At 66.8% G+C, this 17,762-nt stretch carries 17 protein-coding genes; 10 read left to right on the forward strand and 7 right to left on the reverse strand.

The window, feature by feature from the left end; translation table 11 throughout:
- Positions 1 to 101 precede the first annotated feature (101 nt).
- Positions 102 to 1,103 (reverse strand): D-cysteine desulfhydrase, encoded by a 1,002-nt coding sequence (locus ACFW0H_RS06390; RefSeq protein WP_422913062.1) that lies wholly within the window; start codon positions 1,101 to 1,103, stop codon positions 102 to 104.
- Between the two features lie 286 nt (positions 1,104 to 1,389).
- On the opposite strand from ACFW0H_RS06390, the gene ACFW0H_RS06395 reads away from it, so the two are divergent.
- From ACFW0H_RS06395 to ACFW0H_RS06440, 10 genes are all read left to right on the forward strand, one after another.
- On the forward strand, positions 1,390 to 2,172 hold the full coding sequence (locus ACFW0H_RS06395) for a MetQ/NlpA family ABC transporter substrate-binding protein (protein ID WP_422913063.1): 783 nt from the start codon (positions 1,390 to 1,392) through the stop codon (positions 2,170 to 2,172).
- Positions 2,173 to 2,409: 237 nt separating this feature from the next.
- Positions 2,410 to 3,600, forward strand: a complete 1,191-nt coding sequence (locus tag ACFW0H_RS06400) for a trans-sulfuration enzyme family protein (RefSeq protein ID WP_422913064.1) — start codon at positions 2,410 to 2,412, stop codon at positions 3,598 to 3,600.
- Positions 3,601 to 3,853: 253 nt separating this feature from the next.
- Positions 3,854 to 4,603, forward strand: a complete 750-nt coding sequence (locus ACFW0H_RS06405; RefSeq protein WP_422913065.1) for a GntR family transcriptional regulator — start codon at positions 3,854 to 3,856, stop codon at positions 4,601 to 4,603.
- Positions 4,600 to 6,327 (forward strand): fumarate reductase/succinate dehydrogenase flavoprotein subunit, encoded by a 1,728-nt coding sequence (locus tag ACFW0H_RS06410; protein ID WP_422913066.1) that lies wholly within the window; start codon positions 4,600 to 4,602, stop codon positions 6,325 to 6,327. Before ACFW0H_RS06405 ends, ACFW0H_RS06410 begins: the two co-directional genes overlap by 4 nt.
- A gap of 190 nt (positions 6,328 to 6,517) precedes the next feature.
- Positions 6,518 to 6,763 carry a 4Fe-4S dicluster domain-containing protein gene (locus ACFW0H_RS06415; protein ID WP_028629110.1) on the forward strand — a complete coding sequence of 82 codons (246 nt, stop codon included), beginning with the start codon at positions 6,518 to 6,520 and terminating at the stop codon, positions 6,761 to 6,763.
- Between the two features lie 212 nt (positions 6,764 to 6,975).
- Entirely contained in the window at positions 6,976 to 8,385 is a 1,410-nt protein-coding gene (locus tag ACFW0H_RS06420) for an ABC transporter substrate-binding protein (RefSeq protein WP_422913067.1), read from the forward strand.
- Between the two features lie 108 nt (positions 8,386 to 8,493).
- On the forward strand, positions 8,494 to 9,273 hold the full coding sequence (locus tag ACFW0H_RS06425) for an ABC transporter permease (protein ID WP_459077287.1): 780 nt from the start codon (positions 8,494 to 8,496) through the stop codon (positions 9,271 to 9,273).
- Complete coding sequence (locus ACFW0H_RS06430; protein WP_422913069.1) at positions 9,273 to 10,127, forward strand: ABC transporter ATP-binding protein; 855 nt, start codon at positions 9,273 to 9,275, stop codon at positions 10,125 to 10,127. Before ACFW0H_RS06425 ends, ACFW0H_RS06430 begins: the two co-directional genes overlap by 1 nt.
- On the forward strand, positions 10,124 to 11,089 hold the full coding sequence (locus tag ACFW0H_RS06435; protein ID WP_422913070.1) for a HEAT repeat domain-containing protein: 966 nt from the start codon (positions 10,124 to 10,126) through the stop codon (positions 11,087 to 11,089). Before ACFW0H_RS06430 ends, ACFW0H_RS06435 begins: the two co-directional genes overlap by 4 nt.
- Positions 11,089 to 11,397, forward strand: coding sequence for a DUF971 domain-containing protein (locus ACFW0H_RS06440; RefSeq protein ID WP_422913071.1), 309 nt, complete (start codon positions 11,089 to 11,091; stop codon positions 11,395 to 11,397). Before ACFW0H_RS06435 ends, ACFW0H_RS06440 begins: the two co-directional genes overlap by 1 nt.
- Positions 11,398 to 11,537: 140 nt before the next feature.
- On the opposite strand, the gene tauD is transcribed toward ACFW0H_RS06440, so the two are convergent.
- From tauD to ACFW0H_RS06470, 6 genes are all read right to left on the reverse strand, one after another.
- Complete coding sequence (tauD, locus tag ACFW0H_RS06445) at positions 11,538 to 12,371, reverse strand: taurine dioxygenase (protein WP_422913072.1); 834 nt, start codon at positions 12,369 to 12,371, stop codon at positions 11,538 to 11,540.
- A 99-nt stretch (positions 12,372 to 12,470) separates the two neighbouring features.
- Positions 12,471 to 13,304, reverse strand: coding sequence for a taurine ABC transporter permease TauC (gene tauC, locus ACFW0H_RS06450; RefSeq protein ID WP_422913073.1), 834 nt, complete (start codon positions 13,302 to 13,304; stop codon positions 12,471 to 12,473).
- Positions 13,301 to 14,083, reverse strand: a complete 783-nt coding sequence (gene tauB / locus ACFW0H_RS06455) for a taurine ABC transporter ATP-binding subunit (RefSeq protein ID WP_422913074.1) — start codon at positions 14,081 to 14,083, stop codon at positions 13,301 to 13,303. The genes tauC and tauB overlap by 4 nt, the downstream gene beginning before the upstream one ends.
- 55 nt (positions 14,084 to 14,138) lie before the next feature.
- The gene (gene tauA, locus ACFW0H_RS06460) at positions 14,139 to 15,119 is read right to left on the reverse strand and encodes a taurine ABC transporter substrate-binding protein (protein WP_422913075.1); all 981 of its coding nucleotides are present in this window, start codon (positions 15,117 to 15,119) and stop codon (positions 14,139 to 14,141) included.
- Positions 15,120 to 15,396: 277 nt separating this feature from the next.
- Positions 15,397 to 16,629 carry an acyl-CoA dehydrogenase family protein gene (locus ACFW0H_RS06465; protein ID WP_422913076.1) on the reverse strand — a complete coding sequence of 411 codons (1,233 nt, stop codon included), beginning with the start codon at positions 16,627 to 16,629 and terminating at the stop codon, positions 15,397 to 15,399.
- Positions 16,629 to 17,597: an aliphatic sulfonate ABC transporter substrate-binding protein gene (locus ACFW0H_RS06470; RefSeq protein ID WP_422913077.1), complete on the reverse strand. Its 969-nt coding sequence runs from the start codon at positions 17,595 to 17,597 to the stop codon at positions 16,629 to 16,631. The genes ACFW0H_RS06465 and ACFW0H_RS06470 overlap by 1 nt, the downstream gene beginning before the upstream one ends.
- Between the last annotated feature and the right edge of the window lie 165 nt (positions 17,598 to 17,762).

Here is a 17,762-nt window from a genome sequence, read left to right on the forward strand (position 1 = left end):
ACGGGGCAGGTGGCTAAAGGTGGGGCAACTCTAGGGATTTGGTTATATGCAATAAAATAATTAAAAAGTATCAATTGCTTAAAATATTGCATAAGCAGATGTCACGCGATACCCGCTGGATGATAGGCGAACAGCGCCGGGGAGCCACCGGTGTGCAAGAACAGCACCGGGCCATTGTCGGCGAAGGCACCTTTGGCGACGCCGTCCAGCAGGCCGGCGAAGGCCTTGCCGGTGTACACCGGGTCCAGCAGCAGCCCCTCGTGGCTGGCCACCAGGAGCACGGCGTCCAGGGTGCCGGCGTTCGGTTCGCCGTAGCGCGGGGCGAAGTATTGGTCCCAGAGTTCCACCTTGAGCCCGGCCGGGACTGGCACGCCGAGCAGGTCGGCGGTGCGCTGCAGCAGGCCTTCCACCTTGGGCCGCTGGGTGGCGTCCGGACGCGAGACGGTGACGCCCACCACCCGGGTGCCGGGCAGGGCGTGTTCCAGGGCCAGCGCCAGGCCCGCGTGGGTGCCGGCGCTGCCGGAGGCCAGCACCACGGCGGAGAAGGTCTCGCCGCTGGCCTTGATCTGCTCGGCCAGTTCCAGGCCGGCGCGCACGTAGCCAAGGGCGCCTAGTGCGTTGGAACCGCCGATGGGCACCAGGTACGGGCGCTTGCCGGCGGCGCGCAGGCGCTCGCCGGTAGCGGCGAGAAGCTCATCGGCGTTGTCCAGGTTGGGTACCAGCTCCACCTCGGCGCCGAACAGGTCCAGCAGCAGGCGATTGCCGTTCTCCAGGTAATTGCGGTCGGCGGTGCCGATGGGGTTTTCCAGCAGGGCCACGCAGGCCAGGCCCAGGCGTGCGGCGAGGGCCGCGGTCTGGCGCACGTGGTTGGACTGGATGGCGCCGGCGGTGACCAGGGTGTCGGCGCCCTGGGCTAGGGCATCGGCGGCGAGAAACTCCAGCTTGCGCACCTTGTTGCCGCCGAGGGCGAAGGGAGTGATGTCGTCGCGTTTGACAAAGACGCTGCGACCGAGCTTCTGCGAAAGCCGCGCCAGCTTCTCCAGCGGGGTGGGCGAGGGAACCAGTTCCAGGCGGGGGAAGCGGGCGAGGGCGGCGTTGAGCATGTCGGCGGCTCACAAGGCAGTTGCGAAGGCTGCCACTCTAGTGAGCCGTGGCGTTGCAGGCAATTCGCAGAGGCGACATGAAAGTACCGGTCAGTCAGGGTGTGAGCGTTATCACGCAATCGATTTCTATAAACAAAATGGAATATAAAAATAAAAAATCAGTATTTTGCTGTTATAAAAAATCGTCGTAGTTTCCCTTCCAACCCGGCGATACCCAGACCGGGTACCCCGACACCCGCTCGCGGCTGAAGATCCAGCCGGAGCCGCAGAATCGAGAAGGATCATCATGAAGAAGTCCCTGCTGCTGACCGCCCTGGCCGCTGCCCTGTCCGTCACCTTCGCCCACGCCGGCGAGAAGCTCACCGTCGCCGCCACCCCGGTGCCCCACGCGGAAATCCTCGAGCTGGTCAAACCCCAGCTGGCCAAGGAAGGGGTGGACCTGGAAGTGAAGGTCTTCACCGATTACGTGCAGCCCAACGTGCAGGTGGACGAGAAACGCCTGGATGCCAACTACTTCCAGACCAAGCCCTACCTGGACAACTTCAACAGCGGCAAGGGCACCCACCTGGTGATCGTCAAGGGTGTGCACGTCGAGCCCTTCGGCGGCTACTCCAGCAAGTACAAGTCCCTGAAGGAGCTGCCGGACGGCGCCACCATCGCCATCCCCAACGAAGGCAGCAACAGCGGCCGCGCCCTGCTCCTGCTGCAGAAGTCCGGCCTGCTGAAACTGAAAGATCCGAAGAACGCCCTGGCCACCCCCAAGGACATCGCCGAGAACCCGCACAACTTCAAGTTCAAGGAACTGGAAGCGGCCCTGCTGCCGCGCGTGCTGGACCAGGTCGACCTGGCCCTGATCAACACCAACTACGCGCTGGAAGCCAAGCTCAATCCGTCCAAGGACGCACTGGTGCTGGAAGACCGCACCTCGCCCTACGTGAACTACCTGGTGGCCCGTCCGGACAACAAGGACAGCGATGCCATCAAGAAACTCTCCGCCGCGCTGACCAGCCCGCAAGTGAAGGCCTTCATCGAGCAGAAGTACTCCGGCGCGGTGGTGCCGGCGTTCTGATCACAAGCTAGCCACGGTGGCGCACTGACCAGTGCGCCTCTCCTCACGCCGACGAGTCTCGACTATCGTCGGCGTTCTTTTTTCTGCTGCCGTCCCGTGGGGCAAGGAATGTTGTAGGGGCGAATTCATTCGCCAAGCAGTCCGCAGGACTGCCCTGCAGAGTCCGGGCCCGCTTCGCGGTCCTTGGCGAATGAATTCGCCCCAACAGGGAAAGCGGCTCTCCACCCGGAGCCCACCATGTCCGATCCCAAACCCGGCCTGTCCACCCGTTCCGTCCACAGCGGCAACGAGGTCGACCAGAAGATGGTCACCCGCCCCAAGAGCCTGCCGATCTACGAATCCTCGGTGTTCGTCTACGACTCCCTGGAACAGGTGGACGACTTCCTTGCCGGCAACCCCGATAACTACATGTACACCCGTATCGGCAACCCCAACCATGCAGCGCTGGAACAACTGGTGCGCGACCTGGAAGGCGGCGAGGCGGCGCTGTTTTCCGCCTCCGGCATGGCCTCGGTGAGTGCGGCGCTGCTGGGGCGGCTGAATGCCGGTGACCACCTGATCGCCAGCCGCGAGCTGTACGGCACCACCCAGAGCCTGATCGAGAAGGAGCTGGCGCGCTTTGGCATCAGCGCAACCCTGGTGGAGATCAACGACCTGGCGGCCGTGGAAGCGGCCATCACCCCGGCCACGAAAGTCATCTACACCGAAACCGCCTCCAACCCGCTGGTACGGGTCAGCGACGTGCCGGCGCTGGCGAGGCTCGCCAGGGCCCGTGGCCTGAAGCTGCTGGTGGACAACACCTTCCTCTCGCCGGCGCTCTACAACCCCCTGGCCGACGGCGCCGACCTGGTGCTGCACAGCACCACCAAGTACTTGAACGGCCACAGCGATGCCACCGGCGGCATCCTGGTCGGCGATGCCGAGTGGATCGCCCAGGCACGGCGCTTCCAGATCAACGCCGGTGGCAGCGCCAGCCCCTTCGAGGCCTGGCTGACCTTCCGCGGCGCCAAGACCCTGGCCCTGCGCATGAAGGCCCACTCGGCCAATGCCCAGGCCCTGGCCGCAGCGCTGGAAGCCCATCCGAAAGTGGCGCGGGTGTTCTACCCCGGCCTGCCCTCGCACCCGGACCACGCCCTCGCCCAGCGGCTGTTCCCCAAGGGCGCGTCGGGCATGCTGAGCTTCACCCTGCACGGTGGCCTGGCCGAGGTGGACAAGCTGATCCGCGCCCTGCGCAACACCGCTTTCGCGCCGTCCCTGGCCGGTGTCGCCAGCAGCATCACCCACCCCGGCAAGACCTCCCACCGCGCCCTGTCGCAGGAAGCACTGGCCGAGCTGGATATCCACGACGGCACCATCCGCGTGTCGGTGGGCATCGAGGATGCCGAGGACATAGTCGCGGACTTCCAGCAGGCGCTGGATAGGCTCTGAACTGAGGCGGGACTCACTTCTGTAGGGGCGAATTCATTCGCCAAGGGCGGCGCAGCTGCCCCTAGCGGGCCTTGCAGGGCAGACCTTCGGCCTGCTTGGCGAATGAAGTCGCCCCTACAGGAAAAGCACCGCCCGACGCGGGCGGCCCTCTTCTATCCTTATTCAATAACGGTATTTCCATCGCTGTTCTTATGCTCGCTATTCTCTCGCCACAACTTGTTATAACAAGTCAGGAATTCAAGCGAAGGACACCATGGCCGAACTGCTCCCCCTCTCCCCGGTACCGCTCTACAGCCAGCTCAAGGAGCTGCTGCGCGGGCGCATCCTCGACGGCGCCTACCCGCCCCACAGCCGCATGCCTTCGGAAAGCGAACTGGGCAAGGCCTTCAACGTCAGCCGCATCACCGTGCGCCAGGCGCTGGGCGACCTGCAGAAGGAAGGGCTGATCTTCAAGATTCATGGCAAGGGCACTTTCGTCGCCAAGCCCAAGGCCTTCCAGAACGTCAGCACCCTGCAGGGCCTGGCCGAGTCCATGACGCAGATGGGCTACGAAGTGCTCAACCGCCTGCGCAGCTTCCGCCATGTGCCGGCCAGCCCGCTGGTGGCGGCGCGCCTGCAGGTGGAGGAAGGCAGCCTGGTGACCGAGATCAAGCGGGTGCGCCTGATCAATCGCGAGCCGGTTTCCCTGGAACTCACCTGGCTGCCGAAGGTGGTGGGGGAGAAGCTGGAGAAGGCCGACCTCGCCACCCGCGACATCTTCCTCATCCTCGAAAACGACTGCGGCATTCCCCTCGGGCACGCCGACCTTGCCATCGACGCCGTGCTCGCCGACAGCGACCTGACCCAGGCGCTGGAGGTGGAGGAGGGCTCGCCGATCATGCGCATCGAGCGCCTGACCCACGCTGCCGACGGCACGCCGCTGGATTTCGAACACCTCTACTACCGCGGCGATGCCTTCCAGTACCGCCTGCGCATCGACCGCCAGAAGGGGCCCCAGGCATGAGCACCCAGCACCAGGATTACGACATCGTCGTCATCGGCGGCGGCACCGCCGGCCCCATGGCTGCGATCAAGGCCAAGGAACAGAACCGCGAGCTGCGCGTGCTGCTGCTGGACAAGGCCAACGTCAAGCGCAGCGGCGCCATCAGCATGGGCATGGACGGCCTGAACAACGCCATCATTCCCGGCCACGCGACGCCCGAGCAGTACACCAAGGAAATCACCATCGCCAACGACGGCATCGTCAACCAGGCCACGGTGCACGCCTACGCCACCCACAGTTTCGAGACGATCGAGCAGTTGGACCGCTGGGGCGTGAAGTTCGAGAAGGACGAGACCGGCGACTACGCGGTGAAGAAGGTCCACCACATGGGCGCCTACGTGCTGCCCATGCCGGAAGGGCACGACATCAAGAAGGTGCTGTACCGCCAGCTCAAGCGCGCAAGGGTGGAGATCAGCAACCGCGTGGTCTGCACCCGCCTGCTGCTGGACGGTGAAGGCGCCGCCTGCGGGGTGATGGGCTTCGACTGCCGTAGCGGCGAGTTCCGGGTGATCCGCGCCAAGGCGGTGATCCTCGCCTGCGGCGCCGCCGGCCGCCTTGGCCTGCCGTCCTCGGGCTACCTGATGGGCACCTACGAGAACCCCACCAACGCCGGCGACGGCTACGCCATGGCCTACCACGCCGGGGCGGAGCTGGCGAACCTCGAGTGCTTCCAGATCAACCCGCTGATCAAGGACTACAACGGCCCGGCCTGCGCCTACGTCACCGGCCCGCTGGGCGGCTACACCGCCAACGCCAAGGGCGAGCGCTTCATCGAGTGCGATTACTGGAGCGGGCAGATGATGTGGGAGTTCCACCAGGAGCTGGAAGGCGGCAATGGCCCGGTGTTCCTCAAGCTGGACCACCTGGCCGAGGAAACCATCCAGACCATCGAAGAAATCCTGCACAGCAACGAGCGCCCTAGCCGTGGCCAGTTCCACGCCAATCGCGGCACCGACTACCGCCAGCAGATGGTGGAAATGCACATCTCCGAAATCGGCTTCTGCTCCGGCCATTCGGCCTCGGGCGTGTGGGTCAACGAGAAGGCCGAGACCAGCGTGAAGGGCCTCTACGCCGCCGGCGACATGGCCGCCGTGCCGCACAACTACATGCTCGGCGCCTTCACCTATGGCTGGTTCGCCGGGGTCAACGCGGCGGACTACGTCGCCGAACGCGACTTCGCCGAGGTGGACGATGCGCAGGTGGAGCGCGAGCGGGCGCGAGTCTTCGCGCCGCTCGAGCGCGAGCACGGCCTGCCGCCGGCCCAGGTGGAGTACAAGCTGCGGCGCATGGTCAACGACTACCTGCAGCCGCCCAAGGTGACGAAGAAGATGGAGATCGGCCTGGCGCGCTTCGCCGAGATCGAACGGGACCTGGCGCAGATGAAGGCCAGCAACCCCCACGAGCTGATGCGCGCCATGGAAGTGGCGGTGATCCGCGACTGCGCCGAGATGGCCGCCCGCGCCTCGCTGTTCCGCGCCGAGAGCCGCTGGGGCCTGTACCACCACCGGGTCGACTACCCCGAGCGCAACGACGCCGAGTGGTTCTGCCACTGCCACCTGAAGAAGGGCGAGGACGGGCGCATGACCAGCTTCAAGAAAGCCGTCGAGCCTTACCTGATCCCGCTGGATGCCGAGGAGCAGCAGGCCTATGACCGGCTGCGTGTGAAGACCGAAGCCGCCGCGTGACGGACGCTTTTCGTAGGTTGGTGTTGAGCGAAGCGAAGCCCAACAACCGGTTCGAAGAGCCGGCCACCGCAAAAGATGGGAGCGCGTTGCGCTCCATGTTGGGCTTCGCAGGCTCAGCGCCAACCTACGCGAGGCTCGTTGGCAGCGACGAACCAGAACGTCGAGAGCCCAGACTCCAAGGAATCGTGAAATGGCCCATCAGCCCCAGGAAATCTTCTTCCGCAGCAGCGCGCCGGTGACCATCGACGAAGACAAGTGCATCGCCGAAAAGGGCTGCACCGTCTGCGTCGAGGTCTGCCCCATGGACCTGCTGGCCATCAACCCGGCTACGCAGAAGGCCTACATGGCCTTCGACGAGTGCTGGTATTGCATGCCCTGCGAAAAGGACTGCCCGACCGGCGCGGTGAAGGTGGAGATTCCCTACCTCCTGCGCTGAACCGCTCCGCGTGGGTATCGCTCCGCTCCACCCACCCTACGGTCCTCGTAGGATGTGGTGGAGCGAAGCGATACCCATCAATACCAAGCACCAGAAAGCAACTCGCCATCCGGCCCACCCCCGGACGCCTCACCCGAAAGCCCCTCGTTTCCCACCACCCAGCCCTGTGGCGGAGACGATTCCAACACTCAATGATTCGAGGGGAATTACCCATGCGCCTTCGTGCAACAGTCGCTGGCCTCGCGCTGGCCATCTCCAGCCTGTCCGCCTCCGCCGAGACCATCCGCATCGCCATCGGCACCCAGGACACCACCATCAACTGCGCCACCGGCGGCCTGCTCATCCGCGAGCTGGGCCTGCTGGACAAGTACCTGCCCCATGACGGCAAGTACAAGGACGCCGAGTACCAGGTGGAGTGGAAGAACTTCACCAGCGGTGCGCCGCTGACCAACGAGATGGTCGCCGGCAAGCTGGACTTCGGCGCCATGGCCGACTTCCCCGGCTCCTTCAATGGCGTCGCCCACCTGGACGCTGGCAAACGCAGCCTGTTCATCAGCGTGCTCTCCGGAAGTACCCAGGGCAGCGGCAACGGCATCGTGGTGCCGGCGTCGTCCGGCGTGCAGTCCCTGGCCGAACTCAAGGGCAAGACCATTTCCGTGCCCTTCGCCTCCACCGCCCACGGCATGTTGCTGCGCGCCATCGCCTCCCAGGGTTGGGACCCGGAGAAGGACGTGCGGATCATCGCCCAGCCGCCGGAAATCGCCGGCTCCGCCCTGCGTAGCAACCGCATCGAGGCCCACGCCGACTTCGTTCCCTTCGCCGAGCTGTTCCCCAACCGGGGCTTCGCGCGGAAGATCTACGACGGCTCCCAGGCCGCGGCGCCGACTTTCCATGGCGCCCTGGTGGATGCGACCTACGCGCAGAAGTATCCGGAAATCGTCACCGCCTACCTGCGCGCCAGCCTGGAGGCCGACCGCCTGTTCGCCGAATCGCCGGAGAAGTACAGCGAGCTGATCGAGAAGGTCACCGGCATCGAGGCCGAGGTGAACTACCTGTTCCACGGGCCCCTCGGCCTGCAGACCCGCGACCTGACCTGGAAGCCCGAGTACCGCAAGGCGGTGGCCACCTCCATCGACACCCTGAAGCTCTTGAAGAAGACCGACCGTGGCCTGGACACCGACCAGTTCATCGATGACCAGTACATCCGCGCCGCCTTCAAGCAGGCCGGGCAGGACTACGACAAGGCGCTGAAGAACTACGCCCAGCTGCCGCTGAAAGCCAACGACGCGCTGACCGGCAAACCCATCAGCGACTTCAAGCGCCTGGCGCAGATCTGGGTGCGCGGCGAGGACAAGGTGCGCCACTACGCCTCGCCGGAAGCCGCGCTGACCGCGTTGGCCCAGCTGGAAAAGGAAGGCAAGGACATCCGCGCCATCTACGCCCAGGCCGCCGACAGCGGCATCAAGCTGCTGGCCAACCAGGCCTGGTTCGTGCACAGCGACAAGGGCGAGCTGTCCGCCTTCCTGCTCAAGGAGCAGGCCGAGCAATACGCCCAGCGCAACGGTGGCACCGTGCTGGATTTCGTCAGCGCCAACCAGAAGCAGGCTCTCGCCAGCCGCTAGTCGCGATAACCGTAGGTTGGTGCTGAGCGCAGCGAAGCCCAACGTTTCCATGCCGAGCCATGCATCGTTGGGCCTCGCAGGCTCGGCGCCAACCTACAGGAGATGCTCATGACGCCTTTGTACCGCTGGCCCCTGCGCCTCGCCTCGCTGGCCGCCTGCCTGCTGTTCTGGCAGCTGGCCGCCACCGCGCGGCTGGACCTCGGCCTGTTCACCTTCACCTACGTGCCCACCCCCGCTGCGGTGCTCGACGCCGCCTGGCAACTGCTGCACTCCAGCAAGCTGCTGCCACATCTTTCCAGCAGCCTGTCACGAGTATTCGCCGGCTACTTCGCCGCCGCCATCCTCGGCGTGGCGCTGGGCCTGGCCATCGGCCGTTCGAAGTGGGCTGAGGACAGCTTGCTGCCGCCGCTGGAGGTGCTGCGACCGATCCCGGCGGTGGCCTGGATTCCCCTGGCGATCCTGATGTTTCCCTCGTCGGAACTGTCCATGGTGTTCATCACCTTCACCGGCGCGTTGTTTCCCATCCTGCTCAACACCGTGCATGGCGTCGAAGGCGTCGACCCGCGCCTGATCGCTTCGGCGCGCAGCCTGGGCGCCGGGCGCCTGGCCATCCTGCGCGAGGTGATCCTGCCCGGCGCGGCACCGAGCATCGTCACGGGGCTTGCCATCGGCATGGGTACCTCCTGGTTCTGCCTGGTCACCGCCGAGATGATCTCCGGGCAGTTCGGCATCGGTTACTACACCTGGGAGTCCTACGTGGTGCAGAACTACCCCGACATCATCGTCGGCATGTTGCTGATCGGCCTGCTTGGCATGGCCAGCAGCGGCCTGGTGAAGCGTCTCGGCGCCCTGGTCACCCCCTGGTACCGCGCGCGGAGGAGTGCTTGATGAGCGCCTTCGAACGAGCTGTCGAGCCCGGCCGCATCGAGGCGCGGGGCGTCTCCATCCGCCTGGGCCAGGGGCGTGACGCCTTCGAGGCGGTGCAGGCCCTGGATTTTTCCATCGCGCCGGGGGAGTTCGTCTGCATCCTCGGCCCCTCCGGCTGTGGCAAGTCCACCCTGCTCGGTGCCCTGGCCGGGCACCTGACCCCCAGCGCCGGCCGCCTGGAGGTGGATGGTCAACCGGTGGCCGGCCCCTCGCCCGAGCGTGGCATGGTGTTCCAGCACCACACCCTGCTGCCCTGGCGCAGCGTGTTGGACAACGTCGCCTTCGGCCTCAAGATGCAGGGCATCGGCAAGGCCGAACGACGCCGCCAGGCCGCCGAGTTCCTGCATCTGGTGGGCCTCGCCGACTTCGCCGGGCGCTGGCCCAGCCAGCTCTCCGGCGGCATGCAGCAGCGCGCGGAGATCGCCCGGGTGTTGATCAACCGACCGCGCCTCTTGCTGATGGACGAACCCTTCGGCGCCCTCGACGCGCAGACTCGTTCGCGCATGCAGGAACTGCTGTTGGATATCTGGACACGCATCCGCACCACGGTGGTGTTCGTCACCCATGACATCGACGAAGCGCTGTTCCTCGCCGACCGCATCCTGGTGATGAGTCCGCGCCCCGGCCGCTTCATCGAGGACCTGCGCCTGGACTTCCCGCGCCCGCGTCGTGCCAGCCTGCTCACCAGCCCCGGATTCACCCACTTGAAACGCCATTGCCTGGAACTGCTGCGCCACGAAGAAGGCCGCGAGCTGCCGCGCCTGACGCCCCTGGGCCTGCCCACCGACCACCCGCCACTGCGAATCGCCCTATGACTGACCGTGATACCGACAACTCCGACATCCTCGATCTGCTGCCGCGACTGTCCCATGCCGATGCCGGCGTGCGGCGCATCGCCCTGATCGAACTGGCCGATCTCGAAGACCCGGAAGGCCTGCCCTGGCTCACCGACGCGCTGGCCTCGGACGACGCCGCCGAGGTACGCGCCGAGGCCGCGCGCCTGCTGGAAGCCTGGGAGGAACCCGAGGTGGTGCAGGCGCTCTGCGCGGCCCTGGCCGATGGCGCCGAGCCCGTACGCCTGGCCGCGGCCCAAAGCCTCAGCGAGCTGAAGAGCCTGGAGGCGGGGCGACTGATCCTGCCCTGGGTGAACCATGCCGACGCCTTCGTCCGCAGTAGCGCCCTGCGTGCCTTGCGCGAGTTGCGCCTGGAGGAGGCGGCCAGTCCTGCGCTGCTGGCGCTGGACGACCCCGAGGCGCCGGTGCGCCGCGAGGCGGTGGGGATCCTCGGTTGGCTCAGGCACGAACCCGCTCTGCCGGAACTGGCGCGTTTGGCCAGCGACGACCCGGATACCGAGGTGCGCCGTGCCGCCACCGGCGCCCTCGGCCTGGCCCGTGACGCCCATGTTCTGCCGGCCCTGCATGCCGCCCTGCGCGACGACGCCTGGCAGGTGCGCGAGGAAGCCGCCACCACCCTCGGCAAGGTCGGCCTGGGCGAAGCGGGGCCGGCATTGGTGCGGGCCCTGGAGGATGACTACTGGCAGGTGCGCCTGCGCGCCGCCCGCGCCCTCGGCCGTCTGCGCCATCGCCCGGCCCTGGGCGAACTTGCCGCCCTGCTCGGCCATGGCATCGCCAACCTGCGCAAGGAGGCGGCCTTGGCACTGGGTGAGCTGGGGGATGGCGCCGCGCTGCCGGCCTTGCACGCAGCGGAAGCGGACGGCGACCCGGAAGTGCGCAAGGCGGTGCGCATCGCCCTGGCGCAACTGCAGGGGGCGGCCTGATGGATGCGCCCAGTGCCCTGCGCAATTCCCGCAGCCAGGCGCGCCTGAGCCTGGAGTGGGCCGATGGCGAGCGTCAGGAAATCAGCCATACCCGCCTGCGCGGCGCCTGCCCCTGCTCGCAATGCAGGGCGGCGCGGTTGCGCGGGGAGATCAGCGTGGTGGACGAAGGTGTGCGCCTGGAGCGCATCGCGCTGCAGGGGTATGGCGTGCAGCTGGTGTTCAGCGATGGGCACGAGCGGGGGATCTATCCCTGGGGGTTTTTGCGGGAGTTGGGCGCCGCTACCCTCACCCCCGGCCCCTCTCCCTGAAGAGGAGAGGGGTGACTCGCGCCTGCTGTTTTCGGAGTTACCGGAAACTCCGAGTCAAGCGGAGCGCCGTACTGAATCTCCGCACGGCCTGGCTCCCCTCGCCCTTCAGGGAGAGGGGCTGGGGGAGAGGGTGGCGAGGTTCAGAACGGCCTATCCCCCAAAATGGTCGCCCTGTGCATCACCCGCCGCTGCGGGCGGTAGTCGTCCACCGCGAAGTGCTGGGTGATGCGGTTGTCCCAGAAGGCCACGTCGTTTTCCTGCCAGCGCCAGCGGATGGTGAATTCCGGGCGGGTGGCGTGGGCGAAAAGGAAGCGCAGCAGCGCGTCGCTCTCCGCCGCCGACAGCTCGTTGATCCGGGTGGTGAAGCCCTCGTTGACGAACAGCCCCTTGCGCCCGGTGACCGGGTGGGTGCGCACCACCGGGTGGCTGCGTGGCGGGTGTTTGCGCTTGGCGTCTTCCAGGCGCTCGTGCTCCTGCGCGGTGAGGCTGAAGCGTTCCTCGGGGAAGGAGCGGGCCAGGTCGTGGGTGGCGGTGAGGCCTTCCAGCAGTTGTTGGATCGGCTTGGACAACGCGTCATAGGCCGCGCTGCTGCTGGCCCAGAGGGTGTCGCCGCCATAGGGCGGCAGCTGCTTGGCGGCCAGCACCGCGCCCAGGGCCGGGGTTTCCAGGAAGGTCACGTCGGTGTGCCAGAGCGCGTTGTCGCGCACGTCGGTGACGGCGGTGTCCAGTACCAGTACCTCGGGTTGCCCGGGGATGTTCGGGTAGATCGGATGGATGTGCAGGTCGCCGAAATTGCTCGCGAAAGCGGCCTGCTGTTGCGGGTTCAGCGGCTGCTCGCGAAAGAACAGCACCTGGTGGGCGAGCAGGGCGCTTTCCACGGCCTCGCGTTGCGAAGCGTCGAGGGGCTGGCTGAGGTCGAGGCCTTCGACCAGGGCGCCGAGGGCGGGGGAGAGCGGGGTGATGTGCAGGGGCATGGCGTTGTCTCGCGAGGATTCGTGGTGTTGGGCCTCGCTGCGCTCGGCACCAACCTACCCTGTAGGTTGGCGCTGAGCTTGCGAAGCCCAACGAATGGGTCAGTGGCTCTGCCCATGCCAGGGCACGAGCCTGCGTTGCAGGGCGCGCAGGCCCAGTTCTAGGGCGAAGGCGATCAGCGCGATGACGAGGATGCCGAGGATCACCACATCGGTGACCAGGAACTGCGCCGCCGACTGCACCATGAAGCCCAGCCCGCGGGTGGCGGCCACCAGCTCGGCGGCCACCAGGGTCGACCAGCCGACGCCGAGGCCGATGCGTACGCCGGTGAGGATGTCCGGCAGGGCGCTGGGCAGGATCACATGGCGGATCAGCTGCGCCTGGGTGGCGCCGAGGGACTGCGCCGCGCGCAGCTTCGCCGGGTCGACATTGCGCACGCCGGTGGCGGTGGCGATGGCGATGGGGGCGAAGATCGCGAGGAAGATCAGCAGCACCTTGGACAACTCGCCGATCCCGCACCAGATGACGATCAGCGGCAGGTAGGCCAGCGGCGGGATGGGCCGGTAGAACTCGATCAGCGGATCGAAGATGCCGCGTGCGATGCGGTTGCGGCCGATGGCGATGCCCAGCGGAATGGCGGTCAGCGCCGCCGCCAGAAGGGCCAGGCCGATACGCCCGAGGCTGGCACCCAGGTGCTGCCAGAGGCTGGCGTCCATGTAGCCCTGGGTCAGCAGCGTCCAGCCCTTGCGGGCGATGGCCTGGGGACTGGGCAGGAACAGCGGTTCGATCAGGCCGGCGGTGGTCACCGCCCACCACACCAATACCAGGCCGGCCAGGGTCAGCAGGCTGATGGACAAGGTGCTCAGCGAGCGGCGCGGACGCGCTGTCACGGTCGCTGCGGCTTTGGTGGCCAGGGGCAATTCGAGGCTGCTCATGCGCTTCTCCTCTGGCGTTCGGCGAAGACCTGGACGAGCACGTGCTCGCGGGTTTCGATGAAGCGTGGGTCGGATTTGATCGCCCGCGCGCTTTCCCCGGCGGCGTAGCGCTGGCCGAAGTCCAGGCGCAGGCGCTCGCTGATGCGGCCAGGGTTGGGCGACAGCAGGATGAGTTCGCTGGCGAGGAACACCGCTTCCTCGATGTCGTGGGTGATCAGGAACACCGGTTTGGCCGCGCGCCGCCAGACTTGCAGCAGCAGCTCCTGCATCTGTTCGCGGGTGAAGGCGTCGAGTGCGCCGAAGGGTTCGTCCATCAGCAGCACGCGCGGGTCGGCGGCCAGGGCGCGGGCGATGCCGACGCGCTGTTTCTGCCCGCCGGAAAGCTCCCAGATGCGGCGCCTGTCGAAGCCGGCGAGGTCCACCAGGGCGAGCATTTCACGGGCGCGGGATTCGCGTTCGGCGCGGGCCACTCCGGCCAGTTCCAGGCCGAAGGCGACGTTGCCGAGCACGTCCTGCCAGGGCAGCAGGGCGTCATCCTGGAACACCACGCCGCGTTCGGCGCCCGGTCCTTTGACGGGCACGCCGTCGAGGCTGATGCGCCCGGCGCTGGGGCTGACGAACCCGGCGATCAGGTTGAGCAGGGTGGTCTTGCCGCTGCCGGAGGGGCCGAGGACCACCAGCAGTTCGCCGGGGCCGAGGTCGAGGGAGATGTCAGTCAGCACCGGCTCGGCCGTGCCGGGGTACTGTGCGCTGATGCGCTCCAGTTGGAGTAAGGCCATTTTCTGCAGGTCTCGGAAGTGGCCTGCCCGGCGGTTCCGGGCAGGCGGGGGCGACTCAGTTGGTCACGTATTTGGCACTGACGTAGGGGGCGTAGTCGGGCAGCACGGCCTCGACCTTGCCCTGCTCCTTGAGGAAGCGCGCGGTCTCGCTGATGGCCTGGGTGGTGGGCGCGCCCAGGGCGGTGGCCTGGTCGGCGGCCAGCGGGAAGACGTTGCCCTGCAGCAGCAGCGGGATGTCCTCGGCCTTGGCGCCGGAGAGTTTCACCAGCTTGTCGATGTTGCCCTTGTCGGCCAGCCAGGCCTGCGGGTCCTTGCGGTAGTCGGTATAGGCATCGAGGGTCACCTTGGCGAAGGCGCGGACGACTTCCGGGTGCTTCTCGGCGAAGTCCTTGCGCACGATCCAGGCGTCGAAGGTGGGGGCGCCCACCTTGCTCAGTTCGGCGGAGCTGATCAGCACCTTGCCATTGGCCTTGGCGACGCCCAGGGCCGGGTCCCAGACGTAGGTGGCGTCGATGTCGCCGCGTTGCCAGGCGGCGATGATGGCTGGCGGCGCGAGGTTGAGGATGGTGACCTGCGTCGGGTCGATCTGCCAGTGCTTGAGGGCCGCCAGCAGGCTGTAGTGGCCCGTGGAAACGAAGGGCACGGCGATCTTCTTGCCGACCAGGTCTTCGGGCTTGGCGATGCCGGCGCCGTTGCGCGCCACCAGGGCTTCGGCGTCGCCGATCTGGGTGGCGATGAGGAAGGTCTGGATCGGCAGCTGGCGGGTGGCGGCGGCAGCCAGCGGGCTGGAACCGACATAGCCGATCTGCACGTCACCGGAGGCGACGGCGGTGATGACGTCCGCGCCGCTGTCGAACTTGCGCCAATCGATTTCGGACTTGCTGGCTTTCTCGTAGCTGCCATCGGCCTGGGCCACCTTGGCCGGGTCGACGGTGGTCTGGTAGGCGACGGTGAAGTCCGCAGCCTGGGCGCTCAGGGCCAGGCCGCCGAAGGTCAGTGCCGCCAGCAGGCGACGGGGGAACAGGGACGCGATCATGGGAGGCTCCTCAACGGGCTTGGGCCGGTCTTGGAGGCCGGGCCACGGGACAGGGATATTGCGTTCGGGGTGTCCGGTGGTCCGGTGAAGAGAATCTAAATGATCTAAAAAACGTCGAATAAATAATTTTTTGGCATGAGCTTAGGCTGTGAATGAAAAGTCGCCGAGCGAAAGTGAGGCCAGGCAAAAATCGGTGAGAAAGCGGAGTTAACGCCTGTTAATGAGCATTTCGAACCGATTTTTAACGACGCATTCACTGATGCGCAGGCAATTTTCATCAGGCGTAGATCGAGGGCGTCGGCAGCTGGTTATCGAGCAGCCAGCGGCCGATGTCGCGGTTCTTGTAGTCCAGCGGGTCATGCAGGCTGTGGACCCGCACGTTGCGCCAGAAACGGTCCAGGCCGTAGCGCGCGGAAGTGGCGCTGGCGCCCAGGTTTTCGAAGATCTGCGCGGTGATTTCCAGCGCCGCACGGGCGGAGACCACCTTGGCCTCGGCGATGGCCAGGGCCACCTCGCCGCGCTCGGCGGCGGTCAGCGCCGGGCGATCCCAGGCCGCCTGCAGGCGCTGCGCGGCCTCTTCGGCCAGCGGCAGGGCACTGCGATAACGCAGCCAGAGGTCACCGAAGCGTTGCTGCACATACGGGTCGTCGCTGGCGGCCAGCACCTCGGCCCCGGCCCGTGGCCGCGCCTGTTCGCGGGTATAGCGCAGGGCTGCATCCAGGGCGCCCTGGGCATTGCCCAGGTAGAGCTGCACCAGCACCAGTTGCGACAGGCAGGCGCGCAGGGTGCTGCGCGGGCTGGCGCCGCTGGGGCCGAGGAGTTCCTCGCTGTGCACGAAGACGTTCTCGAACTGCACGCTGCCACTGTCGGTCTGGCGCTGGCCGAAACCGTCCCAATCGTCGTTGATCGCCAGGCCTTCGCGCTGGGTCGGCAACACCAGGAAGACCCGGTCTTCGCTGCTGTGCCCGCGTGGCGCGCTGACGATCAGCGCATCGGCGCCCAGGGCCCCGGAGCAGAAGGATTTGCAGCCGTTCAGCTCGAAGTGCTCGTCGCGCCGGTTGAGACGCAGGCGGCGGTCGCGGCCATTGGTGGCATTGCCCCAGAACCAGCGTTCCTGCACGGTCCGGCCGAGCCAGTGGCGCTGCTGCACCGGGTTGCCGAAGAGCAGCAGGGTGGCCACCTGCAGGTGCTGGAAGGCAAAGAGGTGGGCGAGGGAGCTGTCCACTGCGGCGAGCTGGCGGACGATGCGGTAGATCAGCGGCCAGCCGGCGCCCTGGCCGCCATGGGCCAGGGGCACGGCCAGGGTGAGCAGGCCGCTGGCGCGCAGCAGTTCCCGCTCCTGCGTTGCACTGCCGCCCTGGCGGTCGCGCTCGATGGCGCTGGCGGCCAGTTGGCGGCTGAGGTGCTCGACGCGCTCGCCATAGGAGCCGAAGTCGACGGGGAACAGCCTCGGGTCGAAGAGCGGCCCGTCGCCGCGGCCGTCCAGGGGCACGCGCAATCCGGCGGTCATCAGCGTTTCTCCGGGCTCCAGATGGCCACCTTCAGGGCGTCCACCGGCTTGGGCAGCAGTCCGGCATTGAAGAAGGCGTCGGCGATCTTCTGCTGTTCCTTGAGGCTGTCGGCCCGTACCGCCTGTACCTGATAGCTGCGCTGGGCGTTGGCCTGCTCGACGATGGCCGGGTCCAGCCCGCCCCATTGCGGCGCGAGGATTTCCGCTGCCTCGCGCGGGTGGTCGCGCAGCCAGTCGCCGGCCTTCACCAACTCGGTGAAGACGGTGTCCAGCACCTCGGGGTGGGCTTTGGCGTAGGCGGTGCTGGTCAGGTAGTAACGCTGGTACTGGGCCAGGGCTGCGCCATCGGCCAGGGTGCGGGTGGGCAGCTGGTTGCGCGCAGTGCTGAGGAAGGGTTCCCAGGTCACCCAGGCGTCCACCTTGTGGTTCTCGAAGGCGGCACGGCCGTCGGCCGGGGTGAGGTAGGCCGGCTTGATGTCGCTGAACTTCAGTCCGGCCTTGGCCAGGGCGGCGATCAGCAAGTAGTGGCTGCCGGCGGCCTTGGTCACGGCGACGGTCTTGCCCTTGAGGTCGGCCGGGCCCTTCAGCGGCGAGTCCTGGTGCACCACGATGGCCTGGGCGGCGGGCGAGGGGGCTTCCAGGGCGAAATAGGCCAGTTGGGCGCCGGCCGCCTGGGCGAAGACCGGCACGGTGTCGGCGACGTCGGCGGAAAGGTCGATGTTGCCGACGTTGAGCGCCTCCAGCAGCGGCTGGCCGCTGGCGAATTCATGCCAGCTGATGCGGATGTCCTGTTCGCCGAGCTCGCGCTCCAGGGTGCCCTGGGCCTTGAGCAGGGTGATCAGCGTGGAGGATTTCTGGTAGCCGATGCGCAATTGGTTGGCGGCATCGGCCGGCAGGGCGCCGACCAGGCCGGCGGCCAGGGTGAGCGCAAGAAAGGTTCGGCGGCCGAAGGAAATCGAATGGGACATGGGGACCTCGTTGATTGCGCTGTCCGGCAATCAACGAGGCCGGGACAGGGGACGCTGGATGGGGTGTCAGGTCGTCCGGTGTTCCGGTTACGCAAAATTAACGATCTAAAAAATCGCTCTCAAATACTTTCTTGGAATTAGCTTAGAGAAGCTCCGACAGGGTTT

The organism is Metapseudomonas cellulosilytica, assembly GCF_049334135.1.
GTDB lineage: Bacteria > Pseudomonadota > Gammaproteobacteria > Pseudomonadales > Pseudomonadaceae > Metapseudomonas.

Coding starts and splice junctions, on each gene's coding strand:
- ACFW0H_RS06390 (WP_422913062.1), bottom strand. CDS start 1,103: ATGCTCAACGCCGCCCTCGCCCGCTTCCCCCGCCTGGAACTGGTTCCC.
- ACFW0H_RS06395 (WP_422913063.1), top strand. CDS start 1,390: ATGAAGAAGTCCCTGCTGCTGACCGCCCTGGCCGCTGCCCTGTCCGTC.
- ACFW0H_RS06400 (WP_422913064.1), top strand. CDS start 2,410: ATGTCCGATCCCAAACCCGGCCTGTCCACCCGTTCCGTCCACAGCGGC.
- ACFW0H_RS06405 (WP_422913065.1), top strand. CDS start 3,854: ATGGCCGAACTGCTCCCCCTCTCCCCGGTACCGCTCTACAGCCAGCTC.
- ACFW0H_RS06410 (WP_422913066.1), top strand. CDS start 4,600: ATGAGCACCCAGCACCAGGATTACGACATCGTCGTCATCGGCGGCGGC.
- ACFW0H_RS06415 (WP_028629110.1), top strand. CDS start 6,518: ATGGCCCATCAGCCCCAGGAAATCTTCTTCCGCAGCAGCGCGCCGGTG.
- ACFW0H_RS06420 (WP_422913067.1), top strand. CDS start 6,976: ATGCGCCTTCGTGCAACAGTCGCTGGCCTCGCGCTGGCCATCTCCAGC.
- ACFW0H_RS06425 (WP_459077287.1), top strand. CDS start 8,494: ATGACGCCTTTGTACCGCTGGCCCCTGCGCCTCGCCTCGCTGGCCGCC.
- ACFW0H_RS06430 (WP_422913069.1), top strand. CDS start 9,273: ATGAGCGCCTTCGAACGAGCTGTCGAGCCCGGCCGCATCGAGGCGCGG.
- ACFW0H_RS06435 (WP_422913070.1), top strand. CDS start 10,124: ATGACTGACCGTGATACCGACAACTCCGACATCCTCGATCTGCTGCCG.
- ACFW0H_RS06440 (WP_422913071.1), top strand. CDS start 11,089: ATGGATGCGCCCAGTGCCCTGCGCAATTCCCGCAGCCAGGCGCGCCTG.
- tauD (WP_422913072.1), bottom strand. CDS start 12,371: ATGCCCCTGCACATCACCCCGCTCTCCCCCGCCCTCGGCGCCCTGGTC.
- tauC (WP_422913073.1), bottom strand. CDS start 13,304: ATGAGCAGCCTCGAATTGCCCCTGGCCACCAAAGCCGCAGCGACCGTG.
- tauB (WP_422913074.1), bottom strand. CDS start 14,083: ATGGCCTTACTCCAACTGGAGCGCATCAGCGCACAGTACCCCGGCACG.
- tauA (WP_422913075.1), bottom strand. CDS start 15,119: ATGATCGCGTCCCTGTTCCCCCGTCGCCTGCTGGCGGCACTGACCTTC.
- ACFW0H_RS06465 (WP_422913076.1), bottom strand. CDS start 16,629: ATGACCGCCGGATTGCGCGTGCCCCTGGACGGCCGCGGCGACGGGCCG.
- ACFW0H_RS06470 (WP_422913077.1), bottom strand. CDS start 17,597: ATGTCCCATTCGATTTCCTTCGGCCGCCGAACCTTTCTTGCGCTCACC.